Source organism: Microbacterium protaetiae, assembly GCF_004135285.1.
Taxonomy (GTDB): domain Bacteria; phylum Actinomycetota; class Actinomycetes; order Actinomycetales; family Microbacteriaceae; genus Microbacterium; species Microbacterium protaetiae.
This window is the reverse complement of record NZ_CP035494.1, coordinates 2,758,311-2,770,542: the sequence shown is the minus strand read 5'-3', so window position 1 is coordinate 2,770,542 and position 12,232 is coordinate 2,758,311. Positions and strand designations below refer to the sequence as shown.

Annotated in this window: 13 protein-coding genes; 3 read left to right on the top strand and 10 right to left on the bottom strand. The window is 67.3% G+C overall.

Features of this window, described 5'->3' with window-relative positions:
- Window positions 1–69: 69 nt before the first annotated feature.
- Both rpsO and ET475_RS12790 read right to left on the bottom strand, forming a co-directional pair.
- Window positions 70–339, bottom strand: a complete 270-nt coding sequence (gene rpsO / locus ET475_RS12795) for a 30S ribosomal protein S15 (protein ID WP_129390865.1) — start codon at window positions 337–339, stop codon at window positions 70–72.
- A gap of 122 nt (window positions 340–461) precedes the next feature.
- Window positions 462–1,919, bottom strand: coding sequence for an HNH endonuclease signature motif containing protein (locus tag ET475_RS12790; protein WP_165310914.1), 1,458 nt, complete (start codon window positions 1,917–1,919; stop codon window positions 462–464).
- Between the two features lie 136 nt (window positions 1,920–2,055).
- Here ET475_RS12790 and ET475_RS12785 point away from each other — a divergent pair, with 136 nt between their 5' ends.
- Both ET475_RS12785 and ET475_RS12780 read left to right on the top strand, forming a co-directional pair.
- On the top strand, window positions 2,056–2,292 hold the full coding sequence (locus tag ET475_RS12785) for a DUF167 domain-containing protein (RefSeq protein WP_129390858.1): 237 nt from the start codon (window positions 2,056–2,058) through the stop codon (window positions 2,290–2,292).
- A gap of 38 nt (window positions 2,293–2,330) precedes the next feature.
- The gene (locus tag ET475_RS12780) at window positions 2,331–3,638 is read left to right on the top strand and encodes an MFS transporter (RefSeq protein WP_129390855.1); all 1,308 of its coding nucleotides are present in this window, start codon (window positions 2,331–2,333) and stop codon (window positions 3,636–3,638) included.
- A gap of 202 nt (window positions 3,639–3,840) precedes the next feature.
- Here ET475_RS12780 and ET475_RS12775 read toward each other — a convergent pair whose 3' ends face one another.
- The 3 genes from ET475_RS12775 to ET475_RS12765 form a co-directional block, all read right to left on the bottom strand.
- Entirely contained in the window at window positions 3,841–4,407 is a 567-nt protein-coding gene (locus ET475_RS12775; RefSeq protein ID WP_129390852.1) for a YceI family protein, read from the bottom strand.
- Window positions 4,408–4,551: 144 nt separating this feature from the next.
- Window positions 4,552–4,920 carry an FKBP-type peptidyl-prolyl cis-trans isomerase gene (locus ET475_RS12770; RefSeq protein ID WP_129390848.1) on the bottom strand — a complete coding sequence of 123 codons (369 nt, stop codon included), beginning with the start codon at window positions 4,918–4,920 and terminating at the stop codon, window positions 4,552–4,554.
- A gap of 143 nt (window positions 4,921–5,063) precedes the next feature.
- Window positions 5,064–6,245, bottom strand: coding sequence for a PrsW family intramembrane metalloprotease (locus tag ET475_RS12765; RefSeq protein ID WP_129390845.1), 1,182 nt, complete (start codon window positions 6,243–6,245; stop codon window positions 5,064–5,066).
- Between the two features lie 83 nt (window positions 6,246–6,328).
- Between ET475_RS12765 and ET475_RS12760 the strand changes: the two genes are divergently transcribed.
- On the top strand, window positions 6,329–7,195 hold the full coding sequence (locus ET475_RS12760) for a fumarylacetoacetate hydrolase family protein (protein WP_129390842.1): 867 nt from the start codon (window positions 6,329–6,331) through the stop codon (window positions 7,193–7,195).
- Between the two features lie 56 nt (window positions 7,196–7,251).
- Here the strand turns inward: ET475_RS12760 and ET475_RS12755 are convergent, their stop codons facing one another.
- The 5 genes from ET475_RS12755 to ET475_RS12735 all read right to left on the bottom strand — a co-directional run bounded on the left by ET475_RS12755 (window position 7,252) and on the right by ET475_RS12735 (window position 12,213).
- On the bottom strand, window positions 7,252–7,779 hold the full coding sequence (locus ET475_RS12755) for a DUF4190 domain-containing protein (RefSeq protein ID WP_129390839.1): 528 nt from the start codon (window positions 7,777–7,779) through the stop codon (window positions 7,252–7,254).
- An 88-nt stretch (window positions 7,780–7,867) separates the two neighbouring features.
- Window positions 7,868–9,340, bottom strand: a complete 1,473-nt coding sequence (locus ET475_RS12750) for an aspartate ammonia-lyase (protein ID WP_129390836.1) — start codon at window positions 9,338–9,340, stop codon at window positions 7,868–7,870.
- Between the two features lie 117 nt (window positions 9,341–9,457).
- Entirely contained in the window at window positions 9,458–10,369 is a 912-nt protein-coding gene (locus ET475_RS12745) for a metallophosphoesterase (RefSeq protein ID WP_207205349.1), read from the bottom strand.
- A gap of 45 nt (window positions 10,370–10,414) precedes the next feature.
- Entirely contained in the window at window positions 10,415–10,747 is a 333-nt protein-coding gene (locus tag ET475_RS12740; protein ID WP_129390830.1) for a peptidase, read from the bottom strand.
- A complete protein-coding gene (locus ET475_RS12735; protein WP_129393952.1) occupies window positions 10,744–12,213 on the bottom strand; it encodes an inorganic phosphate transporter in 1,470 nt (489 codons plus the stop codon). Before ET475_RS12735 ends, ET475_RS12740 begins: the two co-directional genes overlap by 4 nt.
- Window positions 12,214–12,232: the final 19 nt, after the last annotated feature.

Here is a 12,232-nt window from a genome sequence, read left to right as displayed (position 1 = left end):
CGAAGAGGGCCGCCCCACCGGGGGCGGCCCTCACAAGAATGTTTGGTGCGATTGAACGCTGGTTCGCGACTAGCGGCGAAGTCCGAGACGCTCGATCAGCGAGCGGTAACGCGCGATGTCGATGTCCTGGAGGTAGCCGAGCAGACGGCGGCGCTGACCGACGAGCAGAAAGAGGCCACGACGCGAGTGGTGGTCGTGCTTGTGCTCTTTCAGGTGCTCGGTGAGGTCCTTGATGCGCTGCGTCAGCATCGCGACCTGCACCTCGGGGGATCCGGTGTCACCGGGGTGCGTCGCGTACTCTTCGATGATCGCCTTCTTGACGTCTGCATCCAGTGCCATAGGTGATCCCCTTTCTCGTCGTTGCGCGGTGCCCGACGCCTGATGCGTGAGCTCTCTTCATCCGCGGCCGATCGAACGGCAACCGAATCAGTCTACAGCATCGAGCACGGCGTACCCGCTGCTCAGAAGGGTGCGGGATCGTGCGCGGCGAGGCCGTCGCGAAAGTGGGGATCGGGGTCTATGAGCCCGATCGGATCAAATCTGACCGTGCCCGGTGGTCGACTCGGATGGGAGCGACCGGTGGGCGCTGTCCAGATCAGAATGCCACCGGACAGCTGGCGCACCCGCCAGGCCGTGTCGTGTTTGACCGTGTGGTGACGTTTGCAGAGGTGCTCGAGATTGCAGAGGCAGGTGGCCCCGCCCTCTGCATGAGCCACGGTGTGGTCGATGTCGCACTTCTGGGCGCGACGTCGACACCCGGGAAACCGGCACTGCTGGTCTCTGGCCTGCAGATACCGCCTCTGCTTCTTCGACGGCCGATACCGGTCCACGCACACCGGCACGCCCGTGCACGGGTCGGTGAACACGCGCGTCCACGCCGGCGCATTCCCCGCCAGTTGCTGTGCCGCCTGGTCGTCGATCGGCCCGAAGCCGTCCACGACAGCACCTCCGACGCGCGCGCCGGTGACCGTGGCCGCCGGGATCGTGACCTGCACGCTCGGCCGGATCATCGACAATGCGTCCCGCGCTTCGTCGGTGGTGCCGTGGCCGGAAAACTCCGCAGTCAGCAGCAGATCGCAGAACATGTCTGCCATGATCTGCGCGACAGTCCGATCATCGACCACGGACTGCCCAGCCGCTTCGAGGTCGCCGTCACCGGCCGCCTCACTCTCCGCTGCGTTCTGGTCGAACAGCGTGACGGCTGCCTGCCGCAGACGATTCACGCTGCCCACGCCCGGCACGGTCGGCACATCGGCGGTGACCCGCACCAGCCCCGGCTCAAGCGTCCGCACCGTCACCTTTCGGCGCTGGGCGGCCTCACGCACGCGAGCCTGCGTCCCCTCCGGATCAAGGCGCCCCACGAGGCCGTCGAGCGCCGACTTCAACTGCGCCGGTGTCATCTCACGCGCCATGTCGAGCGCGACCGCCTCGTACTCCATTCGCACGGCGCCGTCATCGATCACGATCCCCGAATCTGCGATCAACGTCGCATGGTCCCCGGAGATCTGTCCACAGCTGGCCTCGCACAGCGTCTCGTAGAACGACCCCAGCATCGTCGAGGCCAACGACACCTTGCGCGCCACCTGCCACTCGCTGATGTACAGTTCGGCGCCGATCTCGGCGTACACCTCGCGCATTCCCAATTGCGTCGAATGCGTGATGGCGTCTCTTCCCTCGCGGGCAGCGCGCTCGGCTTCGCGGCGATCGACCAGATCTGCCACGCGTGCGAAGAAGAACATCTCCGCCGCGAACGCACGACCGGCCAAGGATCGCGACTGCACAAGATCGTCGAGCAACTCATCCAGGTCGGAGTGGACGGGAGACACGTCGGTCAACGCTGACATCGGCGACCTCCTCTGTGGACTCTTCGATCGGATAGCTCCACAGTATCGTATATTCATACGTATTACAACGTCCACTTCCCTTGGTTTTACACGCGAATTGCGACATACGACCATCGACCTCTTCTGCGACGGAAAGCACTCATCTCTCGAAGATCGAGACGACCGCACCCGGGATGAAAGGTACTCGTCAGGCACGAGTCGCTACGCTCGGATGGTGGTGATCACGGTGCGGGTCAAGCCCGGCAGCCGCAAGGGGCCGCTGGTGGAGGACTCCCCCGACGGCCTGGTCGTATACGTGCGGGAACGCGCGGTCGACGGCGCGGCGAACGCCGCAGCGGAGCGCGTGCTGGCCGCCCACTTCGGCGTCGCCCCTCGCGAGGTGCGGATCGTGCGCGGTCACACCTCGCGAATCAAGCGCGTCGAGATCGACGACGGCGCGACCCGATAGCCTCTTGTCGTGCGACGTGCGTTCCGGATGCCCCGGTGATGGCAAGACTGTCTCGGGCGAACTTCATCGACCTGCGGCCGCTGCGCACCTCCCCCGCGTTCGCCCGGCTGTGGGCCGGCTCCACGCTGTCGGGGCTGGGCGGCCAGCTCACCATCGTCGCCGTGATGCTGCAGATGTACGCCATCACCCACGACACTTTCGCGGTCTCGATGATCGCGGTCGCCGGACTGGTTCCGATGGTCATCGCCGGGCTCTACGGCGGCATGCTCGCCGACGCCTTCGACCGTCGCAAAGTCGCCTTGCTTGCGGCATCCATCACCTTCGCCTCGACCCTGCTGCTGGCCGTGCTCACCTGGGGCGGCTGGGAGACGCAGTGGTGGCTGTACGGGCTGAGCATCGTCAACTCCGCAGCCAACTCGATCGTGCAGGCAGCACGTTTCGCGATTGTGCCGCGACTGATCCCCATCGAGCAGCTGCCGGCGGCATCTGCTCTCAGCGGCATCTCCAGTGGCCTGACCATCATGGCGGGCCCCGCACTGGCGGGGGTTCTCGTGGCCGTCTCGGGCTACGGCTGGACCTACACGATCGATGTCATCTTGATGACCTCGCTGTTCCTCGGCCTGTGGACGCTGCCCCCGGTGCGCCCCGAGGGCACCATCGTGCGGCCGGGGCTGGAATCGCTCAAAGACGGCTGGCGGTTCTTGCGGCGCGCCTCGAACATCCGCGTGCAATATCTCGTCGACATCACGGCGATGACGTTCGGGCAGCCGCTGACGCTGTTTCCCGCGATCGGTGCGGTGCTGCTGGGCGGCGGCGCGGTCACCACCGGCGTGCTGACTGCGGCGTTCGCGGTGGGCGCCTTCTTGTCGAGCCTGTTCTCGGGCCCGATCGGGCGCGTGCGCCGGCACGGCCTCGGCATCGAGCGCGCCGTGATCGTGTATGGCGCGGCAATCGCCGCGTTCGGCATCGTGCTGGGCGCGGCCGCGCTGGGGTGGTTCGCCCCCGCACACGTCGGCGAACACACACCGAACCTCGTGCTGATCGGCGTGGGCGGCCTGATGCTCGCCGTCGCCGGCGGCGCCGACAACATCAGCGCCATCTATCGTTCCACGATGATGCAGGCGGCGGTGCCCGACACCATCCGCGGCAGGCTGCAGGGAGTGTTCATCGTGGTGGTCACCGGCGGCCCGCGCATCGGCGCGCTCTATGCCGGCGCCCTCGCGACGCTCACCGCGCTGTGGCTGCCGCCTCTGCTGGGCGGATTCATCATCATCGGCCTGGTGTCGGTGCTGGTGCGCCTGCACCCGCGCTTTCGCGCGTACGACGCTCTGCATCCTGAGCCGTAGAAGCTGGGATGCCGCGCCCGCGCGCGCCGCGGCATCCCACCCCCTCGGCTCGGCCGAGGAGAATGGCCGACGCGAGGGTCTTCCGGCGGCATCCGGTCCTCGGCTCGGCCGAAATCCTCGGCTCGGCCGAGGATGCGCGTCCCACACGCACAGATCGACCCCGCCCGGGAAGCACCGCGGGCGGGGTCGACGGGAGAGCGGATCAGGCCTGCAGGGCGCCCTGCAGGTCGAGCTCGATGGTGACATCCTTGCCGACGAGCACGCCGCCGGTCTCGAGGGCCGCGTTCCAGGTCAGGCCGAAGTCCTCGCGGTTGATGACGGCCTTCGCGGTCGCGCCGGCCTTGTAGTTGCCGTACGGGTCGGTGCCGAAGCCGCCGAAGTCGACGTCGAACGTGACCGGCTTGGTGACGCCGTGCAGGGTCAGCTCGCCGTCGACGAGGAACTCGTCGCCTTCGAGGCGCACGCCGGTCGAGTGGAACTCCATCGTGGGGAACGTCTCGGCGTCGAAGAAGTCGGCCGAGCGCAGATGCGCGTCACGGCCCTCGTCACGGGTGTTCACCGAGCTCACGTCGACGGTCGCCTCGATCTTGGCCTCGAGCGGGTTCTCCGGCGCGATGATGGTGGCGCTCTTCACGCCGAAGGTGCCACGCACCTTCGAGATCATCATGTGGCGAACGGTGAACTGCACGTCGCTGTGTGCGGCGTCGAGCACCCAGGTGCCTGCCTTGTAGCCGGCGATGGAGGGGGCGGTGGTCGTGGTGTCGGTCATTCTCGGTCCTTCTGGTCGATGGGCACGGAGCCCCGCACGGGGCGCATACGTCTGGATCAAACCTCCGCGTGCTGAGATCTATTCCCGCGAATGAAAAAAGAAGCGGATGCCTCGGCGAGAGGCATCCGCTTCGCGGAAAGGATGTCAGGCGACGGCGATGAGGTCGATGACGAAGATCAGGGTCTTACCGCCCAGGAAGTGACCGCCGGCAGGGCCGTAGGCCAGGTGCGGCGGAATGACCAGTTCACGCCGACCGCCGACCTTCATACCCGGAATCCCGTCTTGCCAGCCCTGGATGAGTCCGCGCAGCGGAAACTGGATGGATTCACCACGGTTCCACGAGGAGTCGAACTCTTCGCCGGTCTCGTATTCGACTCCGAGGTAGTGCACGGTGACGGTGTCGCCGGCCTTGGCCTGGTCGCCGTCACCGACGATGACGTCACGGATGACGAGGTCGGACGGTGCCGGCCCCTCGGGAGCGTCGATCTCGGGCTTCGTGCGGTTGTCAGTCATGGTTCCATCCAACCCGACACGACCAAGCGGGTCAACGCGAGTGACAAGACTCAGCGCCCGGTGCCGCGGCGATGCCTGCGTGTCTACCGAGCGCTGAGTTGACCTGAAACCAGGATGACACGGGCTCACGGCACCGTCAAGCATCATGGTGCGAACAGCGCGCGACGGGCGGCGACCGTGCGTGCCAGCAGCGCGCTCTCGTCGGATGCCGCGCTCTGATCACGCCCGGTGACCATGCGCTGGCGCACGGCGGCCAAGGTCGTGGCATCCGCGATGAACCCCTTCATCACCGCCGTGCGGTCGCCACGCAACGTGCGCGCCCATTGCAGAGCCGAGCGCCGGCCATGGCCGGTGGCCAGCATCGTGACCTCTTGCGGGGTGAACCATCCCGCGGCCGCATACTCGCCCAGCCGCTCCGCGGTCAGCCGACGTTCCTCGCGACGCAGCATCACGATGCCGATGATGAACAGCACGAACAACGGCACCTGCAGCGTGGCGTACAGAGCGAAGAAGTCGAAGAACTGCGCCGAGGCGTTCCAGAGGGCGTGCAGCAGCGCAGCACCGACCATGCCGGCAATCCACGGTCCGATCGCCGCACGCGCGGGGGCCCCGCGGCGGGCGGCCAACCCCAGCGCGAATCCGGTGACGCTCGTGAACATGACGTGGGCGAAGGGTGAAAGGATGCCGCGCAGAAAGAACGTCATGGTCAGCTGAGCGGTGCCGCCCTCGATCATGCTGACGGCGAAGTACTGGATGTTCTCGGTGAACGCGAAGCCGGCCGCCACCAGGGCGCCGTACACCACGCCGTCGACCGGCCCGTCGAATGCGCGGCGCGCCGTGAGGAAGACCAGCAGCACGCCCAGGCCCTTTGCGAACTCCTCGACGACCGGCGCCTGAATCACCGACTGCACCGCCTCGCGTGCCGGTGTCTCGGCCACGCCGAAGACGAGCCGCAGCAGCAGATCCACTCCCAGCGCGATGGCCACGGCCGCAATCGCACCCCACGCCACCGCCAGCACCACCAGGCTCTTGGGCTCGGGTTCCCACCGGTCGACGACATGCACGGCGACCAGCACGGCGGTCAGCGGCACCAGGGCGATGAAAAGGCCGACGAGGGATGCCACCGGCCCAAGGGCCTCGAGAAAATAGGCGGCCACTCCCAACAGGATGACCACAAGAATCCCGAACAGCCATGGTGCGCCGCGGCGCCCCTTCGCCGGCAGCGCCGGCAGCGAGGGCAGCGACGACGGCGCCGGCGCGGGCGCGGCGGCGCTCGGGGCCGGCGACCCGTCGTAGCCGCGCGCGAGCGGGGAGGGGAAAGACATGTCGATCAGCATACGGGCGGCCCGATGCATGTCATCGTCCCGGTGCGCAACGGCCTCATCACTGCGCGCGGTAGCCTCGAAGGATGCGCTTCGCCCATGTCCTGGTCCCCGGTCGCACCGATCCGACGCTGGCGGCGATCACCGCCGACGGAGCGCAACTGGTACCCGAGCTGGTACCCGACGGCCCGGCGACGCTCGAGCAGCTGATTGCCGGAGGCGACGAACTGCTGGCGCGCGTGCGGGATGCCGCAGGCAGCGCGGGCGCGGGGCATCCGCTTGACGACCTCTCGTATGCCTCGGCCGTGCTGGCCCCACCGGTCGTGTTGGCGATCGGTCTGAACTACGCCGCACACGCGAGCGAACTCGCGCTGAAGGCCGACACCGCGCCGACGGTTTTCACGCTGTGGCCGAATTCGCTGTCGGGGCACGAGGCGACGACATCGTGGCCGCGATCGCTGAGCGAATCGATCGACTACGAAGCCGAGCTGGGGGTCATCATCGGCCGTCCGGCACGGGATGTCGCTGCCGACCGGGCTCTCGACCACGTGTGGGGATACACCGTGGTCAACGACATCACCGCACGCGACATCCAGTTCTCCGAGGCCCAGTGGTGCCGCTGCAAGTCGTTCGACGGCTTCACGCCGACCGGCCCGTTCGTGGTGACCGCCGACGAGATCCCCGACCCGCAGGCTCTGCACATCTGGACCGTCGTGGACGGGCACCGCGTGCAGGATGCCTCCACGGGTCAGATGATCCGGCCGGTGAGCACGCTGGTGGCCCATTTGTCGCAGTCGGTGACGCTGTTGCCGGGCACCCTCATCTCGACCGGTTCTCCCGGTGGGGCCGGCTACTCGCGCGAACCGCAGATCTTTCTGCGCGATCGTTCGACGGTCACCGTCGGAATCGACGCGATCGGCGAGCTGACCACGCACTGCCGCATCATTGACTGACTTCTCGGGCGCATGCAGAAGGGCGGCGGAAGATTCCGCCGCCCTTGCGCACAAGCTCACGGGCAGGTGTAGGTCACACCACCGACCTCGTGAACGCCGCTGCCGTACTGCTGGCAGATATCGGCCAAGTGGCCGCCGACGGCCACCAGCGCGATGATCACAATGATGAGCAGGATGATGCCGAGCACCAGCAGGATGCCGCCGATGATGATTGCGGCCAGCGCGAAGCCGTTCTTCTGGCCGGCCTTCTTGCTTTGTACGAGAGCGACGATGCCCAGGATCAGGCCGACGAGCGTGCTGATGCCGGTGACCAGGCCCGCCAGCGAGCAGATGAACGCCACGAGGCCGAGCGTCTTGCCCGGGTAGGTGGTGGAGGGAGCGGGCTGGCCGTAGACCGGCGCCTGCGGGTATCCCTGCTGTCCGTACGCCGGCGCCTGGCCGTAAGCCGGCGCCTCGCCATAGGGCGGGGTCTGGGCGTAGGCGGGAGCCGGGGGCTGCGGCGGGGTCTGCGGTTGATCGGGAACGGCGGGCTGCTCCGGGGGTGTCGACTGCTGCGGGTTCTCTGGGGTGGGGACGTCGGTCATGGGATACCTCCGGTATGGGACACGTTCCGGCATCCCACGCTAGCGGTCCCGGCGCGCCGATGACACCCGGTGCTGCGCTGTGTCGTACTCAGGCGCGCTCGTCGACGACCACATTCTCGGCGGCCTGCACGATCGGGATCGCCGATGTCACGCTCTCCAAACCCGACAACCGCGCCGGCGAGAGCTGCTTGGTGACGTCTTCACGGGTCATCAGCCCTGCCTCGACGACGAGGTCGGCGATGTTGTGTCCGGTCAGCAGCGCGGTCTTGGCCAGCGCCGCCGACGCGGCGTAGCCGATGAACGGGGTCAGTGCGGTGACGACCCCCACCGACGAGCCCACCATCGCCCCCAGCCGCTCGCGGTTCGCCGTGATGCCGTCGATGCAGTTGACCCGCAGCGTCCACATTCCCTGACGCATCCAGGTGATCGACTGGAAGATCGAGTGGGCGATCACCGGCTCGAAGGCGTTCAGCTGCAGCTGACCGGCTTCGGCGGCCATCGTGACCGTCAGGTCGGCGCCGGCCACCGAGAAGGCGACCTGGTTGACGACCTCGGGGATGATCGGGTTGACCTTGCCGGGCATGATCGACGATCCGGCAGCGCGGGCCGGCAGGTTTATCTCGCCCAAGCCCGCCTGCGGACCGCTGGAGAGCAGGCGCAGGTCGTTGCACACCTTCGACAGCTTGATGGCGCTGCGTTTGAGCGACGAGGAGAACGACATGAACGAGCCGGTGTCACTGGTGGCCTCGACCAGGTCGGTGGCCGTCGACAGCTCCAGGCCCGAGATCTCGCACAGATGGTGCAGCACGGCCGGCGCATAGCCGGGGTGCGTGGTGATGCCGGTTCCGATGGCGGTGGCGCCCATGTTTATCTCGGTCAGCAGGCTTGCGTTCTCGGTGAGCCGCTGCAGGTCTTCGCCCAGGGTCGTGGCGAAACCGTGGAACTCCTGCCCGAGCGTCATCGGCACGGCGTCTTGCAGCTGCGTGCGCCCGACCTTGAGTACATCATGGAACTCGACCGCCTTGGCCAAGAAGCTCTTGCGCAGCAGATCGAGCTCTTCGAGAAGGCTGCGCAGTTGCAGCGACAGTCCGATCTTGATGGCGGTCGGATACACGTCATTCGTCGACTGGCTGCGGTTCGTGTCGTCGATCGGCGCCAGGAACGCATAGTCGCCCTTCTCACGACCGGCGAGCTCGAGGGCGATGTTGGTGATCACCTCGTTGACGTTCATGTTCGTCGAGGTGCCCGCCCCGCCCTGGATGACACCGACCACGAACTGGTCGTGATACTTGCCGTCGATGACCAGCTGCGCGGCACGGTCGATGAGGTCGGCCTTCTGCGCCGACAACACACCGATCTCGAGATTGGCGCGTGCCGAGGCCTGCTTGACCATCGCCAGCGCGCGAACGAAATCGCTGTAGACCGAGATCGGCCGCTTCGCGATCGGAAAGTTCTCCAGGGCCCGCGCGGTGTGGATGCCCCAATAGGCATCGGCGGGGATTTCGAGGGAGCCGAGCGAGTCGGCTTCGGTGCGGGTGCGCGACGTTGCGTCCTGTGCCATGGTGCGTCCTTGTGGGTCACGGGCGAATGGGATGCCTCGAGCCTACCCACCCGCTTCGACGACGCCGCTGTACACCGCGTCGATTCAGATGCGCGGATATGCCGCCGAGGCCAGAAATCACCGCGGCGGCTTGCGTGAGAACGCCTCGAGCCGCTGCGCGGGCGTCAGCGCTGCCATGCGCGCGACCCACTCCTCATTGAAGAAGTCACCCGTCGGGGCGTCGACGACCGGCACGACCGCGTGCGTGATGGTGTCGTCGTACACGTGCACGAGATGGAACGACTGCCCGGCATCCATGCCGTTGACCTGCACGGCCGGGCGCGCCAGGTTCATCGTGTAGCAGGTGGCTGCCGCCACACTCACCTCGACGCCGGCGAACATGCCGTGCGTGGAATAGTGCAGGTGGCCGGCGAGGATGCCGCGCACATCGGTGTCGCGGATGGCGTCGGCCAAGGCCTGCTGATGGCGCAGTTCGAGAATGTCGAACAGCGGAAGATGACTGGGCAGTGGCGGATGATGCATCGCCAGCAGCGTGCCGTGCGGCGCCGGCTCGGCCAGCACCTCGCGCAACCACTCCACCTGTGCGTCGTCGAGATCGCCGTGATGCCAGCCGGGCACCGAGGTGTCGAGGGCGATAAGGCGCAGCCCGCGCAGATCGTGCACACCGGTGACCGGCGCCTGGGTGGGCGCTTCGCCGAGCAGGCTGCGGTGCAGTTCGGGACGCTCGTCATGATTGCCGGCCACCCAGACCACCTGCGCACCCAGGCGCTCGGCCAACGGCTCGACCGCCGCCTTCAGCGCGGCATAGGCCGCCGGCTCGCCCAGATCGGTGAGGTCGCCGGTGAACACCAGCGCATCGGGCCGCACCGCGAGGTTCTCGATGGCGGCAAGCGTGCGCTGCAAGTTCGAGGCCGTATCGTAGGTTCCCCCCAGCGGCCGGTTGCCGTCGAGAAAGTGCGTGTCGCTGACGTGCACGATGACGCGCTGGGCGGGCTCGTGCGCTCCGAATCGAACAGAAGCGGCATCCATGCCCTTCACCCTAACGACACCCTCCCCCGCCGCAGCGGCGAACGGTCAGTGCACGACGATGAGCAGGATGCCGGCGGCCACCGCCACCGCGCACAGCGCGAACGACGCGTACGCGCCGATCCGCGCCAGCATCTTCTGCCCGGGCGAAAGCGGGCTTTTGCGCGCCGCCTTCGCCGCCGCCTTCTCGGCACGGGCCGCCTGCTTCGGGCTTATCACGGTGATGGCGTCGGTGAACTCGGCCGGGGCCACCACGGGCACGCGACCGGCACGCACGAGAAGACGCAGCCCGGTCGCGTAGGCGCCGACCACCACGACGGCGCCGATCAGGGCCACGACGAACACGCGCACGAAGGCCAGCCAATCGATGTCGATGCTCATTTCCGGCCCTTTCCGCTCGATGCCTTCTTCTTGCCGTCGCGTTTCTCGTCCTCGTGCGCGGCATCCTTCTTTTTGCCCGGCTTCTTCTTGGCGTCGGACTTCTTCTTGGCGTCGGATTTCTTCTTCGCCTCGGAGCTCTTCTTCGCCTCGGCCTTGGCCTTGGCCTTCTTCTCAGCGCGCGCCCGGGCCTCTTCTTCGAGCCGGCGACGCTCACGCTCGCGCTCCTGTGCCTTGCGCCGCGCCTTCTCTTCGGCCTTCAGACGCTCTTGCTCGCGGATGATGGCGCGCTGGCGGCGCGTGGGCGGCGGGTTCTTCTTCACCTTGACCGCACGGCCCGATTCGGCGACGTCGCTCATCGCGTTGGCGGAGGTCACCGCATCGCGGCGCGAACGCAGGAACAGGCCGATGATGACCACCAGCGCCAGCAGCGCGTCGACCAGAACGCCCCACGTGCCCAGCCACTGCACGACAAGCGCTGCGAGCGCTCCGACAAGGCCTGCCGCCGGCAGGGTCAGCAGCCAGCCGATGGCGATCTTGCCCGCCGTACCCCACCGCACCTTGGAGCCGCGGCGGCCGAGCCCCGAGCCGATCACCGATCCCGATGCGACCTGCGTCGTCGACAGCGCGAATCCGAGGGCGCTGGAGGCGAGGATCGTGGCGGCGGTGGATGTCTCGGCCGAGAAGCCCTGCGCCGGCTTGACATCGGTGAGCCCCTTGCCGAGGGTGCGGATGATGCGCCAGCCGCCCAGATACGTGCCCAGGGCGATCGTGAACGCGCAGGCGAAGATCACCCAGATGTGCGGATCGGCGTGGGCGGGATCCTGCAGGCCCGCCATGATCAGCGCGAGCGTGATGATGCCCATGGTCTTCTGCGCGTCGTTCGTGCCGTGCGCGAGCGCCACCATCGACGAGGTGAAGATCTGCCCCCAGCGGAAGCCGCTGCGCCCGTCGGGCTTGCCGTCGTAACGGCGGGTGAGCGCATAGGCCATCCGCGTCACCAGGAACGCGATGATCCCGGCCGTCAGCGGCGAGAGCAGCGCGGGAAGGATGATCTTGCTCAGCACCACGCCGAAGTCGACCCCGATCACCCCGAAGCCGACAAGTGTCGCGCCGATCAGGCCGCCGAACAGCGCGTGCGACGAGCTGGAGGGCAGGCCCAGCAACCAGGTGAGCATGTTCCAGACCACCGCACCGATGAGGCCGGCGAAGATCAGGGGCAGAAACGCCTGATGACTTATCTGGTCTTCACGGATGATGCCGTGCGAGACGGTCTTGGACACCTCGGTGGACAGAAAGGCGCCCACGAGGTTGAGACCGGCCGCCAGTCCCACCGCGACCTTCGGCTTGAGCGCCCCCGTCGCGATCGGCGTCGCCATCGCGTTCGCGGTGTCGTGGAAGCCGTTGGTGAAGTCGAAGAAGAGTGCCAGCGCGATGACCAGCACGACGATCAAGGCTGCGGTTTCCACCGTTCGCTTTCCGAAATTC

Coding starts and splice junctions, on each gene's coding strand:
- ET475_RS12740 (WP_129390830.1), bottom strand. CDS start 10,747: ATGAGCATCGACATCGATTGGCTGGCCTTCGTGCGCGTGTTCGTCGTG.
- ET475_RS12750 (WP_129390836.1), bottom strand. CDS start 9,340: ATGGCACAGGACGCAACGTCGCGCACCCGCACCGAAGCCGACTCGCTC.
- ET475_RS12775 (WP_129390852.1), bottom strand. CDS start 4,407: ATGACCGACACCACGACCACCGCCCCCTCCATCGCCGGCTACAAGGCA.
- ET475_RS12745 (WP_207205349.1), bottom strand. CDS start 10,369: ATGGATGCCGCTTCTGTTCGATTCGGAGCGCACGAGCCCGCCCAGCGC.
- ET475_RS12755 (WP_129390839.1), bottom strand. CDS start 7,779: ATGACCGACGTCCCCACCCCAGAGAACCCGCAGCAGTCGACACCCCCG.
- ET475_RS12785 (WP_129390858.1), top strand. CDS start 2,056: ATGGTGGTGATCACGGTGCGGGTCAAGCCCGGCAGCCGCAAGGGGCCG.
- ET475_RS12760 (WP_129390842.1), top strand. CDS start 6,329: ATGCGCTTCGCCCATGTCCTGGTCCCCGGTCGCACCGATCCGACGCTG.
- rpsO (WP_129390865.1), bottom strand. CDS start 339: ATGGCACTGGATGCAGACGTCAAGAAGGCGATCATCGAAGAGTACGCG.
- ET475_RS12770 (WP_129390848.1), bottom strand. CDS start 4,920: ATGACTGACAACCGCACGAAGCCCGAGATCGACGCTCCCGAGGGGCCG.
- ET475_RS12765 (WP_129390845.1), bottom strand. CDS start 6,245: ATGTCTTTCCCCTCCCCGCTCGCGCGCGGCTACGACGGGTCGCCGGCC.
- ET475_RS12780 (WP_129390855.1), top strand. CDS start 2,331: ATGGCAAGACTGTCTCGGGCGAACTTCATCGACCTGCGGCCGCTGCGC.